Origin of the sequence: Cupriavidus basilensis (assembly GCF_000876015.1) — a bacterium.
Lineage (GTDB): Bacteria > Pseudomonadota > Gammaproteobacteria > Burkholderiales > Burkholderiaceae > Cupriavidus > Cupriavidus basilensis_B.
In genome coordinates this window covers 96,075-115,850 of sequence record NZ_BBQM01000028.1, presented here as the reverse complement: position 1 = coordinate 115,850, position 19,776 = coordinate 96,075, and the positions used below count along the sequence as shown (strand labels likewise).

The following is a 19,776-nucleotide window of genomic DNA, read 5'->3' as shown; positions in this document are numbered from 1 at the left end:
CGTCAAACCATGATATTGCGATATGTTGCGGGACGACAAATAGCATAATCGCAAAACGCTACCCCCCGCTGGCGCCATTGAAATGGCCGCACCCTTCCAGTACCCTACGCCGGCAAAGGCGTGCCTCCCCGCGTGCCACCCCGTGCCACCCCGGCACCTGCTCCGTTAGTGCCCGCTCTCATCTCATGACCCGCCAGACCTGCTGATTCGCGCCATGCGCGCCGGTGCCACCCGCCCTGACGCTGCCCGCCGCCCTTCCGGCAAAGAAAATACAAAAAACATCAAATGGGAAAAAGCTCCGCGACCCTCTGGACCATCCGCACGCGCATCCTGGCCAGCTTTGCCATGATCCTGGCGGTCATTTTGCTGACCTTCGTGGTCGCCTACGGCCGCCTGTCGGCCATCGAGGCCCACGCCACCGCGATGCGCGACGACGCGCTGCCGGGGCTGTACGCCAGCACCGCCATGCGCGGCGCGTGGGGCGAGCGCTACGTGCTGGCGTGGCAGAGCGTCACCGCCACCAGCGAAGCGGAGCGCCGCCAGTACGACGAGGCCAACGCGGCCCTGCGCACGCGCCTCGACGAGCTCGAGCAGCGCTACGCCAATTCGATCCGCCGCGCCGACGACCGCCAGCGCTTCGACAGGTACAAGGTGATCCGCCGCCAGTACGACGAGCTGTCGGCGCCGGTGTTCGCCGCCCGCGCCACGGAGGCGGCCGCGATGGAGGCCCGCCTGAGCGGCCCCGTCCATGCCGCCTGGAACGAAGGCCGGGCCGCCCTGCAGACCCTGCTCGACGACAACGACAAGGTCGCCGCCGAGGGCGCCACCACCATCAACAGCGCGGTCGAGACCGCCAAGATCAGCATCGAGATCTCGCTGATCGCCGCCCTGGCGGGGTCGCTGGTGGCCGGCTACCTGCTGTTCCGCTCGATCACCGTGCCGATGCGCTCGATCGTGCAGCTGCTGGCCGGCATGCGCGGCGGCGACCTGCGCCAGCGCCTGTCGCTCCGCCGCAAGGACGAATTCCTGGAGATCGAGCAGGGCTTCAACCAGATGACCGGCGAGCTGACCGGGCTGGTCGGGCAGGCCCAGCGCTCGGCCATCCAGGTCACCACCTCGGTCAACGAGATCGCCGCCACCGCGCGCCAGCAGCAGGCCACCGCCACCGAGACCGCGGCCACCACCACCGAGATCGGCGCCACCTCGCGCGAGATCTCCGCCACCTCGCGCGACCTGGTGCGCACCATGATCGAGGTCTCCAGCGCCGCCGAGCAGACCGCCGGGCTGGCCGGCACCGGCCAGGTCAGCCTGTCGCGCATGGAGACGACCATGCATCACGTGATGGAGGCCGCCGGCTCGGTCAACGCCAAGCTGGCCACCCTGAACGAAAAGGCCGGCAACATCAACCAGGTGGTCACGACCATCGCCAAGGTGGCCGACCAGACCAACCTGCTTTCGCTCAACGCCGCCATCGAGGCCGAGAAGGCCGGCGAGTACGGCCGCGGCTTCTCGGTGGTGGCCACCGAGATCCGCCGCCTGGCCGACCAGACCGCCGTGGCCACCTACGACATCGAGCAGATGGTGCGCGAGATCCAGTCCGCGGTGGCCGCCGGCGTGATGGGCATGGACAAGTTCGCCGAGGAAGTGCGGCGCGGCATGTCCGAGGTGACGCAGGTGGGCGACCAGCTTTCGCAGATCATCGGCCAGGTGCAGACGCTGGCGCCGCGCGTGCAGATGGTCAACGAGGGCATGCAGGCCCAGGCCGGCGGCGCCGAGCAGATCAACCAGGCGCTGATGCAGCTCTCCGAGGCGGCCCAGCAGACCGTGGAGTCGCTGCGCCAGTCGAGCCAGGCCATCGACGAGCTGACGCTGGTGGCCAACGACCTGCGCGCCGGCGTGTCGCGCTTCAAGGTCTGAGGCGCGCGGGCGCCGGCCATCTGCCATGAAACTCTTCCTGCTGTTCCGCATCGGCCCCGACCACTACGCGCTCGACGCCAGCGAAATCGAGGAAGTGCTGCCGCTGACCCGGCTCAAGCAGCTGCCCGAGGCGCCGCCATGGGTCAGCGGGCTGCTGGCGCGCCGCGGCGAGGTGGTGCCCGTGATCGACGTCAACGCGCTGGCCACCGGCATCCCGGCGGCCAGCCGCACCAGCACGCGCACGGTGCTGGTGCGCTACCGCCGCCACGCGGACGCGCCGGCGCGTCTGCTCGGCCTGCGCCTCGAATACGCCACCGAGACCTTGCGCTGCGAGCCCGCCGAGTTCGCCGACAGCGGCCTGGACGCCGCGCCGGCGCGCTACCTGGGCCCCGTGCGCAACGGCCCGCAGGGGCTGGTGCAGTGGGTCAGGATCGGCGCGCTGCTGCCCGATGACGTGCACGCCCGCCTGTTCCCCGGGGCGGCGTCATGACCACGGCCAGCCACATCGAGGCGCTGCTCAAGGAGCGCATCGGCCTGGACGCCAGCACGGTGGGCACCGGCATGATCGAGCGCGCGGTGCGCGAGCGCCTGGCCACGTCCGCCGCGCCCGACCACCATGCCTACTGGAACCTGCTGCACTCGCACCCGGACGAGCTCCAGGCGCTGATCGAGGCGGTGGTGGTGCCCGAGACCTGGTTCTTCCGCCACCGCGAGGCGCTGATGGCGCTCGGCCGCTTCGCCGCCATGCGCGTGTTCGGCGACGCCCGCGGGCATGCCGGCGAGGGGCCGCTGCGCATCCTCAGCGTGCCGTGCTCGACCGGCGAGGAGCCCTACTCGATCGTGATGGCGCTGCTCGACGCCGGCGTGCCGGAGCAGCGCTTCCAGGTCGACGCCATCGACATCAGCGCGCGCGCGCTCGAACGCGCGCGCCTGGGCCACTACGGCAGCAACTCGTTCCGCGGCGGGCAGCTCGACTTCCGCGACCGGCATTTCACCGCCGCGCCGGGCGGCTACGCGCTCAAGCCCAATGTGCTGGCCAAGGTGCGGCTGCTGCGCGGCAACCTGCTCGACCCGGCCCTGATGGCGGCCGAAGCCCCCTACCATTTCGTGTTCTGCCGCAACCTGCTGATCTATTTCGACCCGCCCACGCAGCAGCGCTCGCTGCGCGCGCTGGAGCGGCTGAGCCGGCCCGACGCCACGCTGTTCGTGGGGCCGGCCGAGGCCAGCCTGCTGACCCGGCACGGCTTCGTCTCGGCCGGCGTGCCGCTCGCCTTCGCCTTCACCCGGCGCGGCCCGCGCGAGGCGGGCGCGCCACATGCGCCACATGCGCCGCACGCGACACACACGCCGCCCGCCCGGCACGCGCCGCATGCGGCATGGGCCGCCGCGCCGACGCCGCGCCGCCCGCATGCGCCGCCGCCGGCCCAGCCGCCGCGCCGCGCGCCCGCCGCGCCGCGGCCGGCGGCATCGGCGCCGCCGCAGCCGCATGCCCCGGCGGCGGACGCCGGCGCCGACGCGCTGGCCCGGATCTCCCGGCTCGCCGACCGCGGCGACCTCGCCGCGGCGGTCTCGGCCTGCCTGGCGCACCTCGACGCGCAGCCGCCATCCGCCGCCGGCTACTGCCTGCTGGGCGTGCTGCACGATGCCACCAGCCGGCCCGCCGAGGCGCGCGAAGCGTACCGCCGCGCGCTCTACCTCGACCCGGCCCACCAGGAGTCGCTTTATCACATGGCCGCCATTCTCGAAGCCGACGGCGACAGCGCGGCGGCCGCCCGCCTGAGGCAGCGCGCCCAGCGCAACCAGCCGAGCCGCCATGACTGAGCCTGCTTCGACCGCCTCGCCCGCATTGACCGCATCGCCGCCGCCGGGCCACGGCCTGCCGGCCGGCGCGGCGCGCATCGTCATCGACAACTGCTGGCGCCGCATCGGCGTGCTCGGCGACAGCAGTTGCCCGCAGCTCGCCGTATACATCCGCTGCCGCAACTGCCCGGCCTACTCGCGCGCGGCGCTGGAGCTGCTCGACAACCTGCCCGCCGGCGAAGCCGGCCTGCCCGACGAGGCCACGCCCGCCGACGGCGCCGCGCGCGGCCCCGCCGTGTCCTGCCTGGTGTTCCGCGTCGGCGAGGAATGGCTGGCGCTGCCGGCCGCCGCGCTGGCCGAAGTCACCGCGCCATGCCCGGTGCACACGCTGCCGCACCGCCGCCACGCCGCCGTGCTGGGCCTGGCCAGCGTGCGCGGCAACCTGCTGGTGTGCATCTCGCTGGCGCGGCTGCTCGGCCAGGACCCGCCGGCGAACGCCGGCGCGGCCAATGGCGTGGCCGGCGGCGCCGGGCGCGGCGCCCGCCTGCTGGTGCTGGGCCAGGGCCGCGGCGCCATCGCGCTGCCGGTCGACGAGGTCACGGGCATCGAGCGCGTGGCCGAATCCGCGCTGCAGGCGCTGCCGACCACGCTGTCGCGCGCCTCCGCGCGCTATGCGCGCGCGCTGCTGCAAAGCGGCGGGCGCAGCGTCGGCCTGCTCGACGCCGGCCTGCTGCAGCAGGCCCTGACGCGGAGCCTGGCATGAATCCGGACCAGTTGCGCGACGCTTCCCTGCTCGAGCTGTTCGCGCTCGAGGCGCAGTCGCAGGCGGAAGTCCTCAACGCCGGCCTGCTCGCGCTGGAGCGCAACCCGGCCGCCGCCGACCAGCTCGAGGCCTGCATGCGCGCCGCCCATTCGCTCAAGGGCGCGGCGCGTATCGTCGGCCTCGACGGCGGCGTGCGCGTGGCCCACGTGATGGAAGACTGCCTGGTCGCCGCCCAGCGCGGCGAACTGGCGCTGCGGCCCGTGCACATCGACACCCTGCTGCACGGCACCGACCTGCTGCTGCGGCTGGGCAACCCGCCCGACGGCGACCTCGACTGGGCCGGCCACGCCGGCAAGGACGAGATCGACGCGCTGGTGACGCGCCTGGGCGCGCTGCTGGCCGGCAAGGCGGTCGACGACGCGCCGTGGGCGCCGGCCCCGGCCGCGCCGCCGGCACCAGCGCAAGTCACGCCGCAAGCCACGCCGGCCACGCCGCAGGCCGGGCCGGATGCCGCGCCCGAGCCCCCGATTGCGCCCGTGATTGCGCCCATGATCGCGCCCGCGGAACCGGCACGGGCCGCGGAGCCCCGGCCAGGCGAGCCCAGCGGCCTGCCCGAGGCGCAGGAGCGCATGCTGCGCGTGAGCGCCGACACGCTCGACCAGCTGCTCGCGCTGTCCGGCGCGGCCATGATCGAGGCCAACTGGCTCAAGCCGTTCGGCAACGCGCTGCAGCAGACGCGCCGCCTGCAGATGCGCGCGCTGCAGGCGCTCGATGCCGCGCAGGTGGCGCTGGCCGGCGGCGGCACCGCCGACGGCACCGCGCAGGCGCGGCTGGCGGACGCGCAGCAGCTGCTGGCCGAGAGCCACCGGCAGCTCTCGCAGCGCACCAGCGAGCTGGAGCAGTACGACCACCGCACCGGCCGCCTGTCGCGCCAGCTCTACGACCGCGCGCTGGCCAGCCGCATGCGGCCGCTGGCCGACGGCCTGGCCGGCTACTCGCGCATGGTGCGCGACCTCGGGCGCGCGCTCGGCAAGTCCGTGCATCTCGAACTGGTCGGCGAGAGCACCAAGGTGGACCGCGACATCCTCGAGCAGCTCGAGGCGCCGCTGGCGCACCTGCTGCGCAACGCCGTGGACCACGGCATCGAGACGCCCGAGGCGCGCCGCGCCGCCGGCAAGCCCGCCGAGGGCCGCATCACGCTCAACGCGCGCCACAACGCCGGCCGGCTGGTGATCGTGATCGCCGACGACGGCGCGGGGGTGGACCTCGACGCCCTGCGCCAGGCCATCGTGCGGCGCAGCCTGGCGCCCGCCGAGACCGTCGCCCGCCTGTCGCAGGCGGAGCTGCTCGACTTCCTGCTGCTGCCCGGCTTCAGCCTGCGCGAGACCGTCAGCGAGGTGTCCGGGCGCGGCGTCGGGCTGGACGCCGTGCAGGACATGATCCGCCAGGTGCGCGGCAGCATCCGCCTGGTGCAGGAAAGCGGGCGCGGCATGCAGTTCCACCTGGAGCTGCCGCTCACGCTGTCGGTGGTGCGCGCGCTGCTGGTGGAAGTCTCGGGCGAGGCCTACGCCTTCCCGCTGGCCTACGTGATGCAGGTGCTGCGCCTGGAGCGCGGCGCGATCGAGCAGCTGGAGAACCACCAGCATTTCCGCTTCGGCGAGCGCCACGTGGGCCTGGTCAGCGCGGCCCAGGTGCTGCAGCAGGCCGAGGCCCGCCTCGACGAGGACACCGTGCCGGTGGTGGTGCTGGGCGACCACGAGCGCACCTACGGCGTGGCGGTGGACCGCCTGCTCGGCGAGCGCATACTGGTGGTGCAGCCGCTCGCGGCCAGCCTCGGCAAGATCAAGGACATCGCCGCCGGCAGCATCACCGAGGACGGCACGCCGGTGCTGATCTTCGACGCCGAGGACATGATCCGCTCGGTGGAGAAGCTGCTCTCCGAAGGCAAGATCGACCGCATCCGGCGCGGCGGCGCGGAAGCCGCGCCGGTGCGCCGCAAGCGCGTGCTGGTGGTGGACGATTCGCTCACGGTGCGCGAGCTCGAGCGCAAGCTGCTGGCCAACCGCGGCTACGAGGTCGCGGTGGCGGTGGACGGCATGGACGCCTGGAACGTGCTGCGCGCGGAGAGCTTCGACCTGGTCATCACCGACATCGACATGCCGCGCATGGACGGCATCGAGCTGGTGACGCGCATCAAGCGCGAGGCGCGCCTGCAGCAGGTGCCGGTGATGGTGGTGTCGTACAAGGACCGGGAGCAGGACCGCCAGCGCGGCCTGCAGGCCGGCGCGGACTACTACTTGGCCAAGGGCAGCTTCCAGGACGCCGCGCTGCTCGACGCGGTACAGGACCTGATTGGGGAGGCGCGCGCATGAAGATCGGCATCGTCAACGATTCACCGCTGGCCGTGGTCGCCCTGCGGCGCGTGCTCGCGCTGGACCCCGAGCTGGAAGTCACGTGGGTGGCCGAGAACGGCGAGAGCGCCGTGCACCTGGCCGCCGCGCGCACCCCCGACCTGATCCTGATGGACCTGCTGATGCCGGTGATGGACGGCGTCGAGGCCACCCGCCGCATCATGGCCGCGAGCCCGTGCGCCATCGTGGTGGTGACGATGGACCTGGGCCGCAACGCCAGCCAGGTGTTCGACGCGATGGGCCACGGCGCCATCGACGCGGTCGACACGCCCTCGCTGGCGCAGCCCGACTCGCAACTGGCCAGCGGGCCGCTGCTGCGCAAGATCCGCAACATCGGCCGCCTGATCGAAGGCCGCGGCGTGCCCGCGCGCGCGCCGGCGCCGCCCGCGCGCAAGGCCCGCGCCGAATGGCTGGTGGCGCTGGGCGCCTCGGCCGGCGGCCCGGCCGCGCTGGCCACGCTGCTGGGCGCGCTGCCGCCCGGCTTCAACGCCGCCGTGATCGCCGTCCAGCACGTCGACGAAGCCTTCGCCGCAGGCATGGCGCAGTGGCTCGACGCGCAATGCAAGCTGCCCGTGCGGCTGGCCCGCGAGGGCGAGGCGCCGCAGCCCGGCACCGTGCTGCTGGCCGGCACCAACGACCACCTGCGCCTGCTCGGGCCGGCGCGCATGGCCTACACCGAAGAGCCGAGCGACTACCTCTACCGGCCGTCGATCGACGTCTTCTTCGAAAGCGTGGCCCGGCACTGGCGCGGCGATGCGGTGGGCGTGCTGCTCACCGGCATGGGCCGCGACGGCGCGCTGGGCCTCAAGGCCATGCGCGAGCGTGGCTACCTGACCATCGCCCAGGACCAGGCCACGAGCGCCGTCTATGGCATGCCGAAAGCCGCCGCCGCCATCGGCGCGGCCAGCGAGATCCTGCCGTTGCCGCAGATCGCCGCGCGCATCGCACGGGCCTGCGGCACCAGCACCAATGCCAACCAGCGGTAGGGAACCGGCAGCAAGAGGAACACAATGTCGATACAGATAGAACGCAACTACGCACAGCGCCCGGAGGAATACCTGGCGATGGTGCTGCTGGTGGACGACCAGGCCATGATCGGCGAAGCGGTGCGGCGCGAGCTCGAGCCCGAGAAGGACATCGACTTCCACTACTGCTCCAAGCCCGACGAGGCCGTCGCGGTGGCCGAGCGCACGCGGCCCACGGTGATCCTGCAGGACCTGGTGATGCCCGGCATCGACGGCCTGACGCTGGTGCGCCGCTACCGCGCCAACCCGGCCACGCGCGACATCCCCATCATCGTGCTGTCCACCAAGGAAGAGCCGATCATGAAGAGCGCGGCCTTCGCCGCCGGCGCCAACGACTACCTGGTCAAGCTGCCCGACACCATCGAGCTGGTGGCGCGCATCCGCTATCACTCGCGCTCCTACATCAACCTGCAGCAGCGCGACGAGGCCTACCGCGCGCTGCGCCAGAGCCAGCAGCAGCTGCTGGAGACCAACCTGGAGCTGCAGCGGCTGACCAACTCGGACGGCCTCACGGGCCTGTCCAACCGGCGCTACTTCGACGAATACCTCGGCGCCGAATGGCGGCGCGCGGCGCGCGAGCAGAGCCAGCTCGCGCTGCTGATGATCGACGTGGATTCGTTCAAGGCCTACAACGACACCTACGGCCACGTGGCCGGCGACGAGGTGCTGCGCCGCGTGGCCGGCGTGATCCGCGAGAACTGCACGCGCCCGGCCGACCTGCCCGCGCGCTTCGGCGGCGAGGAGTTCGCCATGATCCTGCCCGCCACCTCGCCCGGCGGCGCGCGCCTGCTGGCCGAGAAGGTCCGCCGTGCCATCGAGTCCATGCAGGTGCCGCACAGCGGCTCCCAGGTCGGGCCCTGCGTGACGGTCAGCATCGGCGGCACCGCCATCGTGCCGGGCCAGGACGAGCCGTTCAGCCGCCTGATCGAGATCGCCGACGCCGGGCTCTACCAAGCCAAGCGCAACGGCCGCAACCAGGTCGTCATGACCGCCTGAGCGCCGCGCCCGTGGGCGTGCGCCGCCGACCGCGGCGCGCGCCGCCGTCTCCTCCTTCTTCCCCTGCTTCCTCCCCCCTCCCGCGGCTCCCTTCGCGCCGCCCGCCATACATGGCGGCCGCGTCCTGTGGGAATCGTCCGACAAGCGTTTCGGAGCCTCGCCAATGTGCCGGCCCGCGCGCGCTGGCTATCGTTGCATCACGGCAGGCGCGGTTTCGCATCCTCTCCAGCGGGCGGCGAACGCCGCGGCAACACGCCTGAACAAGCAGCGTGGCGCGCGGGAACATCCGCCTGCGGCAATGGGCCGCGACCGCCACGGGTTCTCTCACTCACCTGCAAGAAGAGGGCATTCATGAAGCTTTCCAAATCCGGCCTGCTAGTGGGCCTTGCTCTGGCGGCAAGCGCGGTGTTGTCGGCATGCGGCGGCGGCGGCGACGATGGCATCGACGACCGCCTCGGCATCAGCAAGCCGTCGGTGCGCGTGATCCACGCCATCACCGGCGGCCCGAACCTCGACGTGCTGCAGAACGGCACCAAGACCGCGTTCCTCAACGAGCCCTACAAATTCGTGTCGAACTACTTCGACGTCGACACCGGATCGCAGCTGATCGCGTTCAACGTCACCAACACCAGCACGCAGCTCGGCAGCGCCGCCGTGGACGCCCACACCGGCCACAAGTACACCGTGGTCGCGCTGCCCGGCGCCACCGCCGCCGAGGTGCTCACCATCGACGACCCGTACGACAAGAGCCTGCTGTCGGACAAGGCCCGCGTGCGCACCCTGAACGCCTCGTTCAACGCGCAGAACATCGACGTCTACGTCACCACGCCGGCGGCCGACCTCAACGCGGTCTCGCCGAACATGGCGGCGGTCGGCTACAAGACGGCCAACCCCGCCACGGGCCAGGACTCGCTCTATCTGGACGGCGGCACCTATCGCCTGCGCATCACCACCGCCGGCACCAAGACCGTGATCTTCGATTCCGGCGCGCTCACGCTGGGCAACAACGCCGACTGGCTGATCACCACGATCCCGGTCGACGGCATCGGCGCGCTGGTGCCGAACCGGATCAAGGTGCTGGTCGCGCAGTCGAGCACCGGCGCCGGCGACGCGCAGGAACTGGTCTCGCAGTAGGGAAGGAAAAGGGAAGAGAAGGGAACGCGGCAGCCCGGCCGGCGCGATCGCCGTCACCGGGGCGTGCCAGGCGGGAAGATCCGGCAGGCGGGTCTTCCCGCTTTTTTTTGCCAGCGGCGCGCGCGGCGCGCCGGTGCCCGGGGCCTAGCGCTCCGGGGCGGGCTCGAGGTCGCCTTGCAGCACGTCCAGGTGCGACAGGTACTTGTCCAGTTCGTCCTTGCCGCTGTCCGTGATGCAGTAGACGCGGCCGCTGCCCTCGACCAGTTCCGCCGTGATCGCGCGCGCGATCAGCAAGCTGCGCAGGATCGGGCGCAGCGAGCGGATGTTGTTGTCGATGCCGTGCTCGCGCAGGCGCTCGACCAGGGTCAGTACGGTGGACGGACTCGCCTGGACGAGCTTGAGGATGTACAACCGCGAAACCAGGCGGTCCAGCGCCGGCGTCTTCATGCGGCGCCCGCGGCGCGCCAGCCAGTGACGCGATAGAGCTGAATGGAGCGGATCATCTTGCGCAGGCCCGGCACTGCCAAGCGCAGCCGGGCAGGTTCACTGCGAGCGTGCCGGCGGGAGCCGGAACGCGCCCTGCAAAAAAAAAGCGGGGTGCGCGAGGCACCCCGAATCTTGCGTTGTTCGTACCGGCGTATGGCGGCACCGGTACGGGGGCTTCGAAAACTATTCTTCCTGGAACGCTTCTTCGCGCTTGGCCTTGATCGACGGCAGCGCCACGACGGCAACCAGCGCGGCGGCGGCGATCAGCAGGCCCATCGACAGCGGGCGCGTCACGAACACCGTGAACTCGCCGCGCGACAGCAGCAGGGAGCGGCGGAAGTTTTCTTCCATCATCGGTCCGAGCACGAAACCGAGCAGCAGCGGCGCCGGTTCGCACTTGAGCTTCAGGAACAGGTAGCCGATGATGCCGAAGCCGGCCGCCATGAACACGTCGAAGGTCTGGTTGTTGACCGAGTACACGCCGATGCCGCAGAACACCAGGATGGCCGGGTACAGGTAGCGGTAAGGCACGGTCAGCAGCTTCACCCAGATCCCGATCATCGGCAGGTTCAGGATGATCAGCATCAGGTTGCCGATCCACATCGAGGCGATCAGGCCCCAGAACAGCGCGGGGTTGCTGGTCATGACCTGCGGGCCCGGCTGGATGTTGTGGATGGTCATCGCGCCCACCATCAGCGCCATCACGGCGTTGGGCGGAATGCCCAGCGTCAGCAGCGGGATGAAGGAGGTCTGCGCGGCCGCGTTGTTGGCCGATTCCGGACCAGCCACGCCTTCGATGGCGCCCTTGCCGAACTCATGCGAGTACTTGGAGGTCTTCTTTTCCAGCGAGTAGGCCGCGAACGAGGCCAGCGCCGCGCCGCCGCCGGGCAGGATGCCCAGCGCCGAACCCAGCAGCGTGCCGCGCAGCACCGCCGGCGCCATGCGCTTGAAGTCTTCCTTGGTCGGCCACAGGTTGGTCACGCGGTCGGTGAAGGTCTCGCGGTCTTCCTTCTGTTCCAGGTTCGCCACGATTTCGGCGAAACCGAACATGCCCATCGCCAGCGCGACGAAGTCGATGCCGTCGGTCAGTTCGGGGATGTCGAACGAGAAGCGCGCGGCGCCCGAGTTCACGTCGGTGCCGATCAGGCCCAGCAGCAGGCCCAGCACGATCATCGCCACGGCCTTGGGCAGCGAGCCGGAGGCCAGCACCACGGCGCCGATCAGGCCCAGCACCATCAGCGAGAAGTATTCGGCGGGGCCGAACTTGAACGCCAGTTCCGACAGCGGCGTGGCGAACGCGGCCAGGATCAGGGTAGCCACGCAGCCGGCGAAGAACGAGCCCAGGCCGGAAGTGGCCAGCGCCACCCCTGCCCGTCCGCGCCGCGCCATCTGGTAGCCGTCGATGGTGGTCACCACCGACGACGATTCACCGGGCAGGTTGACCAGGATGGCGGTGGTGGAGCCGCCGTACTGCGCGCCGTAATAGATGCCGGCCAGCATGATGAGCGCCGCCACCGGGGGCAGCGTGTAGGTCACCGGCAGCAGCATGGCGATGGTGGCCAGCGGCCCCAGGCCCGGCAGCACGCCGATCAGGGTACCCAGCACGCAGCCCAGGAAGGCGTATGCGAGGTTTTGCAGTGACAGTGCCGTGGAAAAACCCAGGGCAAGGTGATCGAACAATTCCATTGAGGCCGACTCCTTAACCGGTAATGAAAGCAGGCCACACCGGCATCTGCAGGTTGATGCCGTAGACGAACGCGCCCATGCTGATCAGCACCAGCACCACGGCGTTGGCCAGGGCGCCCTTCCAGCTGAATTCATGGCTGGCCATCGACGACACCAGCACCAGCACGAACACCGACAGCACCATGCCGAGCGGCTTGAGCAGCAGGCCGAACAGCACCACCGAACCGAGGATCCACAGCAGGGTCTTCAGGTCCCAGCGCGCGAGCTGGTCTTCCTCGCCCTTGCTCGACAGCGAGCCGATCAACACGAGTGCGCCCAGCACGGCCAGTACCAGCCCGAGCAGGAACGGAAAATATCCGGGGCCCATCTTTGCGGCAGTTCCCATGGAATAGCCGCGAGCGACCCAGGAAAAGCCCAGACCGACCAGGACGAACATCAGGCCGGAGGCAAAGTCCTTTTGGCTGCGTATGCGCAAAACGATTCTCCTCAAAGTACGTGAAAGCATCCGGCTGCGCGCGCAGGCTCTTGCATGCGCAGACGGTTTGATCGGCAGGTGTGAAGGCTCTCCTGCAGGATGGATGCAACCTTAGAGAGGCGATCTTTCAGCTTGCTTTCATTTGTCTTGACTTAGGGGTAATCACCGATGCATGAGGAACTTCACCACAAACGACAAATATCACGACGTGATCCATTTTCACGAATCGGGCGAAATCGGCGGGAAAACAGGGAGAAATCGCGCGCGCGCCGGATGCGGGCGCGTGGCTGGCGGCGATGCCGGCGGCGCGCAGGCGAAGCGCGCCTGCGCGGGACGTGGCGCGGGAAGTCACGCGGGGAACGACGCGGCGCCGGCATGCGCCGGAAGCCGCGCGGCGGCCGCGTTGAAAGCTGATTGAAAGGCGGCGCACGACGCTGCCACCCCGACCACGGGCGCACGATGACAGACAGAGCTTTCGATTGCCTTTCAGGTGGCGGCGGGCGGCAATATGCGGCGGCAGGCCGGCGGTGCGCCGGCTCTGCGATAATCTCAGAGCACGAATACGCGCGCCAGCCGGCGCCACGGCTTCCCCCCCTTCCATGCCTTTCACCCAAACCCGGACGACCATGAGCAAGACCGCACGGCCAGCCCACGCGGGCGCCGCCACCGACCCGGCCGCCACCGCCCCGGCGATTCCCCGCCCCGGCGAGGGCAAGCGCGGCGAGGCCGGTTATCTCGGCTACCTGCTGCGCCAGGCCGGCGCCGCCAACCGCCTGCGCCTGGAGCGCGCGCTGGCCGACCTGGGCGCCACCCCGCCGCAGTTCGTGGTGCTGACCATGCTGGGCGCCTATCCCGGCTTGTCCAATGCCGACCTCGCCCGGCTGGCGCTGCTCACGCCGCAGACCGTCAGCGTGATCGTCGCCAACCTGGAGAAGGCCGGCTCGATCCGGCGCCAGCCGCATCCGGTGCACGGCCGGATCCAGAACATCGTGCTGACGCCGGCCGGCGAGACGCTGCTGGCAGGCTGCCGCGAACGCGCGCTGCACAACGAGGCGCACCTGCGCGCGGGGCTGTCGGCGCAGGAGGAAGAAGTGGTGCGGCGCTGGCTGGCGGGACTGGCGCGCGGCACCGACGTGGACGGCGCCGCGGAAACGGAAACGGCCGGCGACTGACTCGGCGCCGGCGCTCAGCGCGGGTGCTGCCGGGCGGGCGCGCCGGCGGCGGCCTGCGCCAGCGCCGCCACCTCGTCGGCATCCTCGCCGGCGCCCGCCGTGCTCAGGGCTTCTTCGCACGGCGTGCCCATGCTGGTGTCCGGCGCCTGCGGCGCGAACTCCTGCCGCGGGGCCGGCGCCGCCGGCGTCACCGGCAGGATATGGCTGGCGCGCCAGTTGCCGAAGCGGTAGTAAGCCACCGCCAGCGTCACCGACACCACCGAGCCCAGCGGAAAGCTCCACCACACCGCGTCGGCGCCATAGTCGCTCGCCAGCAGCGAGGCGAACGGCAGGCGCACCACCCACATGGAGACGAACAGGATCACCAGCGGCGCCATCACCGCGCCGGTGGCGCGCACGGTGCCGAACAGCACGATGGTGAAGCCGAACAGGATGAAAGACCACAGCACGATCGCGTTGATATGCTGCGCGATGCCGATCGCGGTGCCGTCGTCGGGCAGGAACAGGCCCAGCGAATGGCGGTTGAACAGGTAGATCAGGCCCACCAGCGCGCCGGTCATCAGCAGGTTGAACAGCAGCCCCACGCGCGTGATGCGCGCCACCCGCTCCCACAGGCCGGCGCCCACGTTCTGCGCCACCATCGACGACACGCTCGCGCCCACCGCCAGCGCCGGCATCTGCACGTAGGTCCACAACTGCGACGCCACGCCATAGGCGGCCGTGGTCTGCGAGCCGTAGCGGTTGACCAGCGACATCATCACGATCGCCGACGACGAGATCACCACCATCTGCAGGCCCATCGGCAGGCCCTTGGCCACCAGCGCGCGCAGGATGGCGAAGTCCGGGCGCAGGTAGCCCAGCTGGTGCCGGCGCAGCGCGAGGAAATGGCCGCGGCGGTACAGCACCGCCAGCATCGCCGCGAGGCTGACCAGCTGCGCGATCAGCGTCGCCAGCGCGGAGCCGGCGATGCCGAGCCCGGGCAGCGGCCCGATGCCGAAGATCAGCAGCGGGTTGAGCGCCACGTCCAGCCCGACCGACAACAGCATGAAGTAGAACGGCGTGCGCGAATCCCCGGCGCCGCGCAGCGTCATCATCACGAAGTTGTAGAAATACATGAACGGCAGCGCCAGGAAGATGATGCGCAGGTAGCTCTCGGCCAGCGGCCTGGCGTCGGCCGGCGTGTCCATCGCCGCGAGGATGGCCGGCGTGAAGATGTAGCCCAGCGCCGATGCCAGCACCGAGAGCCCGACGAAGAAGCCGGTGCTGGTGCCCACCACGCGGCGCGCCTCGTCGAGGTCGCGCGCGCCCACCGCCTGCCCGATCATGATGGTGTTGGCCATGCTGATGCCGAACACCACGCCGAGCAGGAAGAACAGGATGATGTTGGCGTTGGAGGTGGCGGTCAGCGCCGCCTCGCCGAGGAAGTGCCCCACCCACACCGAGTTGATCGACGCGTTGAGCGACTGCAGGATGTTGCTGCCCAGCACGGGCAGCGAGAACAGCAGCAGGGTGCGCCCGATCGGGCCGGTGGTCAGTAGTTGCGCTTTGTGTCTGGTCGGCATGTCGCGGCCTGTCTCGTGCTGTTCTTGGTGGTTTCTTGTGCCCGCGCGGGGTGCGCGGGCGGAGGCCGTGCGCCCCCGCTGGCCACTATCTCACACTCCGCCGACAGGTCTTGTCGGTGGCCGTCTGTCGGACGGCAGGCCAATTGTAAGCAGATGTCCGGATCGGGGCACGCGCGGCGAAAAACGCCGGTCAAACAGGGGTGAAATGCGCAAGCCGGGGGAATGCCTCGGACCGCCGTCCCCGGCCAGCATCTGTACCGATCCACCAACAGCGAGGACCCGCCATGTCGAAGAACCAGCCCATCCGCTTCCTGCAAGTTGCCACCGCCGCCTCCGCCGGCCTGCTGTGCGCCGCCGCCTTCGCGCAGGCCCCGGCCATGCCCGCGGACAATGCCAACGCCGCCGTGCCGCCCGGCATGACCCAGGTCGAGCCGCCCAAGGACCCGCTGGTGCAGCGCCGCGAGGCCAACAAGCAGGCATCGGACGAATACAACGCCACCAGGAAGGCCGCGAAGCGCGAGTACAAGCAGGACGTGAAATCCGCGAAGCAGGTCAGGAGCGCGGAAAAGAAGGCCAACGACGCGGCGGCCAGGCAGGAACTGTCGGGCGGCTCGACGCGGAACTGACCGCGCCGCATCCGGCCCATGAAAAATGCCCCGGGGACACCCCGGGGCACTCATGTGCCAGCCCGAACGCCGTGCGGCTCAGCCGCCGGCGGACGCGGCGCGATAGGCCGCGATGCGCGCCTTGATGCCGGGCCGCGCGGCGGAATGCACGAGGTCGGCAAGCTGCCGCGCCGCACTGTCCGCGCCGTCGCGCGTGGCGGCATGGATGGCCGCCTGGGTGGCGGGGTCCAGCCGCCGCGCGCGCTGCGCGAGCTCGGCCACCACCGCGGCGCGCGCCGCTGCGCCGGTCTCCAGCGCGCCGGTGGCGAAGCCGCTGGCCAGCGCCGCCTCGGCGGCGAACGCGCCGCCGCCGGTGATCCACTCGCGCGCGCGCGCCGCGCCGACCAGCTGCGCCAGCCGCGCGCTGCCCAGCACCAGCCCGAACGCCGCGCCCGGAAACGCGAAGCTGCTGCCCGCCTCCACGCGCCGCTGCTCGCAGGCGGCCACGAGATCGGCGCCCGCGCCCATCGCCCGGCCCTGCACCAGCGCCAGCGTGGCGAACGGCGCGGCATGCACGCTTTGCAGCAGCAGCTCCACGCGCACGAAGCGCGCGAGCAGGGAATCGTCGCTCTCGGCGTCGAGGTCGCCGAGGTCGAAGCCGGTGCAGAAATGCCGGCCCGCGCCCTCCAGCACCAGCAGGCGCGTGCCGTCGCGGTGGCAGGTCTCCACCGCCGCCGACAGCGCCGCCACCAGTTCGCGCGAGAGCGCGTTGCCGCGCGCGGGGCGGTTGAGCGTCAGGCGCGTGACGCCGTCTTCACGGGCAATCAGCAGGATGTCCTGGCCTTCGCTCATGCCTTCGGCTCCGGCGCCCACAGGTTCGGCACGAGCGCGTTGGAATAGCCGGACACGAACGGCTTGGTGGCGCCGCTGTCGTCGGCATAGACATGGCGGCGGATGCGGCCGATGTTGCCGCCGTAGAGATGCACGCTGACCGAGACGCGGTCGTCGAACGCATTGCGCACGCGATGCACGTCGCCGAGCGTGGGAGAAACCGCCGCCACCTGCCCCGGCGACAGCAGCGCCGGCTCGCCGTCGGCGACCAGGCGCCCGCCTTCGACGCGGTAGCGCTGGTCGATCTCCGCGCCGCGCAGCATGCCGATCAGGCCCCACACGGTGTGGTCGTGCACCGGCGTCTGCTGGCCCGGCCCCCACACGAAGCTGACCAGCGAGAAGCGGTCGAGCGGATCGCCGTAGAGCAGGTGCTGCTGGTAGTAGACCGGATGCGGGCGCGCCATTTCCTCGGGCAGCCAGTCGTCGTGCGCCACCAGCGCCGACAGCGCCGCCGTGGCCTGCGCCAGCACGTCCGCCTCGCCGCTGCCGTCGCGCTCGGCCTGCGTCACCACGCGGCTGACGGTGGCGACGAATTCGCGCAGCCGCTCGATGTTGTTGCTCATGTCCGTGTCTCCAGGCAGGTCAGGCGTCGGCGCCGGCGGCGCCGCTCTCGTAGTGCGCGCGGATCGCCGCATTGTGCTCGCCCAGCGCGGGCGGGTCGCGGCGGATCGGCAGGCCCTGCCCGTCGAAGCGCAGCGGCGAGGCGAAGGTGCGCGTGCGGTGGCCGCCCGGCAGCGTCAGCGGTCGCACCCAGTCCATGTGCTCGACCTGCGGATCGTCCAGCGCGGCGGCGTAGTCGTTGATGCGCGCATGCGGCACGCCGGCCGCGTTGAAGGCGGCGATCCAGTGGTCCACGCCCGCCGTGGCGAAGCGCTCCTCCAGCAGGACCTTGAGCGCGGCCTGGTTGGCGGCGCGGTCGCGCGTGGTGGCGAAGCGCGCGTCCTGCGCCAGCGCCGGCAGGTCCACCACGCGCACCACTTCCAGCCACAGCTTCTGGTTGCCGGCGGCGATGGCGAAATAGCCGTCGGCCGCCTGGAAGGCCTGGTAGGGCGCGTTGCGCGGATGGGCCGAGCCGAGCTTGGCCGGGCTGCGGCCGTTGCCGAAATACTCGCTGGTCTGCAGCGCGGCGATGCCGAGCGTGCAGCCGTACATCGGCACGTCGATGTGGGCCCCGGCGCCGCCGGCGCGCACGCGCGCCAGCGCGCTGGCGATGGCGAACGCGCCGTACAGGCCCGAGGCGAAGTCGGCCAGCGGCACGCCGCACTTGACCGGCGCGCCGCCGGGCTCGCCGGTCACGCTCATCACGCCGGCGGCGGCCTGGATGGTCAGGTCGAAACCGCCCTCGCCGGCGCGCGGGCCGCTCTGCCCGTAAGCCGACACCGAGCAGTACACCAGCCCGGGCTTGTCCTCGCGAAAGCTGGCGTAGCCCAAGCCCAGCCGGTCCATCACGCCGGGGCGGTTGTTCTCGATCACCACGTCGGCGTCGAGGATCAGGCTGCGCGCCAGCGCGAGGTCGGCCGGGTCCTTGAGGTTCAGCGCCACCGACTGCTTGTTGCGGTTGAGCGAGGCGAAATTCTCGGAGTAGCCGTCCGACAGCGGCGGCCACTGGCGCAGGGTGTCGCCGTCGGGCGGCTCGACCTTGACCACCTCGGCGCCCATGTCGGACAGCAGCATGCCGCAGAACGGGCCGGCTGCGACGGTACAGAATTCCACCACCTTGACGCCCAGCAGCGGCAGGTCGTGTTGCGGGAGATCGCTCATCGGGAAAGTACCGGGAAGATATGCATGGAAGATGCGAGGATTATAGGGACGTTGCCAAATACGGTACTATCGTTCCACATTTGAGAACGCATATGCGCTGCCCGCATATGCGCGGACATTGTCCGGTCCCTCACCGCCGCCGCCGGAGGCATCGCGCCCATGAACAACACCTTGATCAAGGGGCTCGGCGTGGTCGAGCTGCTCGCGCACAGCGAGCGCCCGCTCGGCCTGACCGAGATCGCCGCCCACATGGGCCTGGCCAAGAGCAACGTGCACCGCCTGCTGCAAGCGCTCACCGACATGAATTACGTGATCCGCGATGCCTCCGGCACCGGCTACAGCGCGTCCATCAAGCTGTGGGAGCTGGGCTCCGCGGTGCTGGCGCGGCTGGACCTGCGCCGCCATGCCGAGGCGTGGATGGACAAGCTGATGCACGCCAGCGGCGAAAGCGTCCACCTGTCCGTGCTCGACCGCGGCGAGGTGGTCTACGTGCACAAGATCGACAGCGCCAACCCGGTGCGCGCCTATACGCAGATCGGCGGCCGCGCGCTGGCGCACTGCGTGGCCACCGGCAAGGCCATGCTGGCGTTCCAGCCCGAGGCCGCGCTGCAGCGGATGTCGGCCGCGCTGGTGCCGTCCACGCCCAACAGCATCGTCGACCCCGCGCAGTTCCTGCTGGAGATGGCCAGGGTGCGCAAGCAGGGCTACGCGGTCAACCGCGGCGAGTGGCGCGAGACCGTCTGCGGCGTGGCCGCGCCGATCGGCGACGGCAATGGGCAGGTGATCGCCGCGGTCGGCCTGTCCGGCCCCGCCGAGCGCTTCCGCCCGCAGCGGATCAAGGCCTTCGCCGAGCTGGTGCGCGGCGCCGCGGCGGAGATCTCCGACAGCCTCGGCGGCGGCGCGCGCCACGGCGCGCTGGCGCTGGCCGCGCGCGGCATGGCCACGCTGCGGCGCGGCTGAGCGGCCGGGCGGCGCCCGGGGGCTGCAGATATCGGCCCGACGCGCTAAGCTTGCGGCTTCGGCCAGGAATTCCCGGCCCGGGCGGTCATCGCCCCGGCCAACCTGCGGCACCACCGCCCCGGAGTGCCGCAC

At 71.0% G+C, this 19,776-nt stretch carries 19 protein-coding genes; 12 read left to right on the top strand and 7 right to left on the bottom strand.

The features are described from left to right. The first annotated feature begins 285 nt into the window (after nt 1–285). The 8 genes from KF708C_RS29730 to KF708C_RS29695 all read left to right on the top strand — a co-directional run bounded on the left by KF708C_RS29730 (nt 286) and on the right by KF708C_RS29695 (nt 10,046). Nucleotides 286–1,917: a methyl-accepting chemotaxis protein gene (locus tag KF708C_RS29730; RefSeq protein WP_059415083.1), complete on the top strand. Its 1,632-nt coding sequence runs from the start codon at nt 286–288 to the stop codon at nt 1,915–1,917. A 25-nt stretch (nt 1,918–1,942) separates the two neighbouring features. Further along, complete coding sequence (locus KF708C_RS29725; protein WP_059415081.1) at nt 1,943–2,407, top strand: chemotaxis protein CheW; 465 nt, start codon at nt 1,943–1,945, stop codon at nt 2,405–2,407. Beyond that, nucleotides 2,404–3,738 (top strand): CheR family methyltransferase, encoded by a 1,335-nt coding sequence (locus KF708C_RS29720; RefSeq protein WP_059415078.1) that lies wholly within the window; start codon nt 2,404–2,406, stop codon nt 3,736–3,738. Before KF708C_RS29725 ends, KF708C_RS29720 begins: the two co-directional genes overlap by 4 nt. Beyond that, nucleotides 3,731–4,480: a chemotaxis protein CheW gene (locus KF708C_RS29715; protein ID WP_231586633.1), complete on the top strand. Its 750-nt coding sequence runs from the start codon at nt 3,731–3,733 to the stop codon at nt 4,478–4,480. Before KF708C_RS29720 ends, KF708C_RS29715 begins: the two co-directional genes overlap by 8 nt. Beyond that, nucleotides 4,477–6,852: a hybrid sensor histidine kinase/response regulator gene (locus KF708C_RS29710; protein ID WP_059415075.1), complete on the top strand. Its 2,376-nt coding sequence runs from the start codon at nt 4,477–4,479 to the stop codon at nt 6,850–6,852. The genes KF708C_RS29715 and KF708C_RS29710 overlap by 4 nt, the downstream gene beginning before the upstream one ends. Continuing rightward, entirely contained in the window at nt 6,849–7,877 is a 1,029-nt protein-coding gene (locus KF708C_RS29705) for a chemotaxis response regulator protein-glutamate methylesterase (RefSeq protein ID WP_059415073.1), read from the top strand. The genes KF708C_RS29710 and KF708C_RS29705 overlap by 4 nt, the downstream gene beginning before the upstream one ends. A 24-nt stretch (nt 7,878–7,901) precedes the next feature. Then, nucleotides 7,902–8,912 (top strand): response regulator, encoded by a 1,011-nt coding sequence (locus KF708C_RS29700; RefSeq protein ID WP_059415070.1) that lies wholly within the window; start codon nt 7,902–7,904, stop codon nt 8,910–8,912. A gap of 351 nt (nt 8,913–9,263) precedes the next feature. Then, on the top strand, nt 9,264–10,046 hold the full coding sequence (locus KF708C_RS29695; RefSeq protein ID WP_059415068.1) for a DUF4397 domain-containing protein: 783 nt from the start codon (nt 9,264–9,266) through the stop codon (nt 10,044–10,046). 144 nt (nt 10,047–10,190) lie between these two features. On the opposite strand, the gene KF708C_RS29690 is transcribed toward KF708C_RS29695, so the two are convergent. The 3 genes from KF708C_RS29690 to KF708C_RS29680 form a co-directional block, all read right to left on the bottom strand. Next, nucleotides 10,191–10,493, bottom strand: a complete 303-nt coding sequence (locus tag KF708C_RS29690) for a helix-turn-helix transcriptional regulator (protein ID WP_020206914.1) — start codon at nt 10,491–10,493, stop codon at nt 10,191–10,193. Nucleotides 10,494–10,715: 222 nt separating this feature from the next. Continuing rightward, nucleotides 10,716–12,218 (bottom strand): tripartite tricarboxylate transporter permease, encoded by a 1,503-nt coding sequence (locus tag KF708C_RS29685; protein ID WP_059415066.1) that lies wholly within the window; start codon nt 12,216–12,218, stop codon nt 10,716–10,718. A 13-nt stretch (nt 12,219–12,231) separates the two neighbouring features. Beyond that, a complete protein-coding gene (locus tag KF708C_RS29680; RefSeq protein ID WP_020206838.1) occupies nt 12,232–12,693 on the bottom strand; it encodes a tripartite tricarboxylate transporter TctB family protein in 462 nt (153 codons plus the stop codon). Nucleotides 12,694–12,865: 172 nt separating this feature from the next. Between KF708C_RS29680 and KF708C_RS36155 the strand changes: the two genes are divergently transcribed. Both KF708C_RS36155 and KF708C_RS29675 read left to right on the top strand, forming a co-directional pair. Next, on the top strand, nt 12,866–13,111 hold the full coding sequence (locus KF708C_RS36155; RefSeq protein ID WP_156174018.1) for a hypothetical protein: 246 nt from the start codon (nt 12,866–12,868) through the stop codon (nt 13,109–13,111). Nucleotides 13,112–13,319: 208 nt separating this feature from the next. Beyond that, complete coding sequence (locus KF708C_RS29675; protein ID WP_059415064.1) at nt 13,320–13,865, top strand: MarR family winged helix-turn-helix transcriptional regulator; 546 nt, start codon at nt 13,320–13,322, stop codon at nt 13,863–13,865. Between the two features lie 14 nt (nt 13,866–13,879). Here the strand turns inward: KF708C_RS29675 and KF708C_RS29670 are convergent, their stop codons facing one another. Continuing rightward, the gene (locus KF708C_RS29670; RefSeq protein WP_059415062.1) at nt 13,880–15,427 is read right to left on the bottom strand and encodes an MATE family efflux transporter; all 1,548 of its coding nucleotides are present in this window, start codon (nt 15,425–15,427) and stop codon (nt 13,880–13,882) included. Nucleotides 15,428–15,711: 284 nt separating this feature from the next. On the opposite strand from KF708C_RS29670, the gene KF708C_RS29665 reads away from it, so the two are divergent. Further along, nucleotides 15,712–16,053 carry a hypothetical protein gene (locus KF708C_RS29665; protein ID WP_020206841.1) on the top strand — a complete coding sequence of 114 codons (342 nt, stop codon included), beginning with the start codon at nt 15,712–15,714 and terminating at the stop codon, nt 16,051–16,053. Nucleotides 16,054–16,131: 78 nt separating this feature from the next. On the opposite strand, the gene KF708C_RS29660 is transcribed toward KF708C_RS29665, so the two are convergent. The 3 genes from KF708C_RS29660 to KF708C_RS29650 are packed head-to-tail and all read right to left on the bottom strand — an operon-like array spanning nt 16,132 to nt 18,684. Beyond that, on the bottom strand, nt 16,132–16,884 hold the full coding sequence (locus KF708C_RS29660) for an enoyl-CoA hydratase/isomerase family protein (protein ID WP_059415192.1): 753 nt from the start codon (nt 16,882–16,884) through the stop codon (nt 16,132–16,134). Next, entirely contained in the window at nt 16,881–17,486 is a 606-nt protein-coding gene (locus tag KF708C_RS29655; protein WP_059415060.1) for a cysteine dioxygenase, read from the bottom strand. Before KF708C_RS29655 ends, KF708C_RS29660 begins: the two co-directional genes overlap by 4 nt. A 19-nt stretch (nt 17,487–17,505) precedes the next feature. Then, complete coding sequence (locus KF708C_RS29650) at nt 17,506–18,684, bottom strand: CaiB/BaiF CoA transferase family protein (RefSeq protein WP_020206844.1); 1,179 nt, start codon at nt 18,682–18,684, stop codon at nt 17,506–17,508. Between the two features lie 159 nt (nt 18,685–18,843). Between KF708C_RS29650 and KF708C_RS29645 the strand changes: the two genes are divergently transcribed. Then, nucleotides 18,844–19,644 (top strand): IclR family transcriptional regulator, encoded by an 801-nt coding sequence (locus tag KF708C_RS29645; RefSeq protein ID WP_059415058.1) that lies wholly within the window; start codon nt 18,844–18,846, stop codon nt 19,642–19,644. Nucleotides 19,645–19,776: the final 132 nt, after the last annotated feature.

What these genes read in the sequence shown, in the direction of transcription:
- KF708C_RS29685 (WP_059415066.1), bottom strand. Translation starts at nt 12,218, where the DNA reads ATGGAATTGTTCGATCACCTTGCCCTGGGTTTTTCCACGGCACTGTCA.
- KF708C_RS29720 (WP_059415078.1), top strand. Translation starts at nt 2,404, where the DNA reads ATGACCACGGCCAGCCACATCGAGGCGCTGCTCAAGGAGCGCATCGGC.
- KF708C_RS29690 (WP_020206914.1), bottom strand. Translation starts at nt 10,493, where the DNA reads ATGAAGACGCCGGCGCTGGACCGCCTGGTTTCGCGGTTGTACATCCTC.
- KF708C_RS36155 (WP_156174018.1), top strand. Translation starts at nt 12,866, where the DNA reads ATGAGGAACTTCACCACAAACGACAAATATCACGACGTGATCCATTTT.
- KF708C_RS29650 (WP_020206844.1), bottom strand. Translation starts at nt 18,684, where the DNA reads ATGAGCGATCTCCCGCAACACGACCTGCCGCTGCTGGGCGTCAAGGTG.
- KF708C_RS29710 (WP_059415075.1), top strand. Translation starts at nt 4,477, where the DNA reads ATGAATCCGGACCAGTTGCGCGACGCTTCCCTGCTCGAGCTGTTCGCG.
- KF708C_RS29670 (WP_059415062.1), bottom strand. Translation starts at nt 15,427, where the DNA reads ATGCCGACCAGACACAAAGCGCAACTACTGACCACCGGCCCGATCGGG.
- KF708C_RS29675 (WP_059415064.1), top strand. Translation starts at nt 13,320, where the DNA reads ATGAGCAAGACCGCACGGCCAGCCCACGCGGGCGCCGCCACCGACCCG.
- KF708C_RS29715 (WP_231586633.1), top strand. Translation starts at nt 3,731, where the DNA reads ATGACTGAGCCTGCTTCGACCGCCTCGCCCGCATTGACCGCATCGCCG.
- KF708C_RS29660 (WP_059415192.1), bottom strand. Translation starts at nt 16,884, where the DNA reads ATGAGCGAAGGCCAGGACATCCTGCTGATTGCCCGTGAAGACGGCGTC.
- KF708C_RS29695 (WP_059415068.1), top strand. Translation starts at nt 9,264, where the DNA reads ATGAAGCTTTCCAAATCCGGCCTGCTAGTGGGCCTTGCTCTGGCGGCA.
- KF708C_RS29725 (WP_059415081.1), top strand. Translation starts at nt 1,943, where the DNA reads ATGAAACTCTTCCTGCTGTTCCGCATCGGCCCCGACCACTACGCGCTC.
- KF708C_RS29665 (WP_020206841.1), top strand. Translation starts at nt 15,712, where the DNA reads ATGTCGAAGAACCAGCCCATCCGCTTCCTGCAAGTTGCCACCGCCGCC.
- KF708C_RS29645 (WP_059415058.1), top strand. Translation starts at nt 18,844, where the DNA reads ATGAACAACACCTTGATCAAGGGGCTCGGCGTGGTCGAGCTGCTCGCG.
- KF708C_RS29730 (WP_059415083.1), top strand. Translation starts at nt 286, where the DNA reads ATGGGAAAAAGCTCCGCGACCCTCTGGACCATCCGCACGCGCATCCTG.
- KF708C_RS29700 (WP_059415070.1), top strand. Translation starts at nt 7,902, where the DNA reads ATGTCGATACAGATAGAACGCAACTACGCACAGCGCCCGGAGGAATAC.
- KF708C_RS29705 (WP_059415073.1), top strand. Translation starts at nt 6,849, where the DNA reads ATGAAGATCGGCATCGTCAACGATTCACCGCTGGCCGTGGTCGCCCTG.
- KF708C_RS29655 (WP_059415060.1), bottom strand. Translation starts at nt 17,486, where the DNA reads ATGAGCAACAACATCGAGCGGCTGCGCGAATTCGTCGCCACCGTCAGC.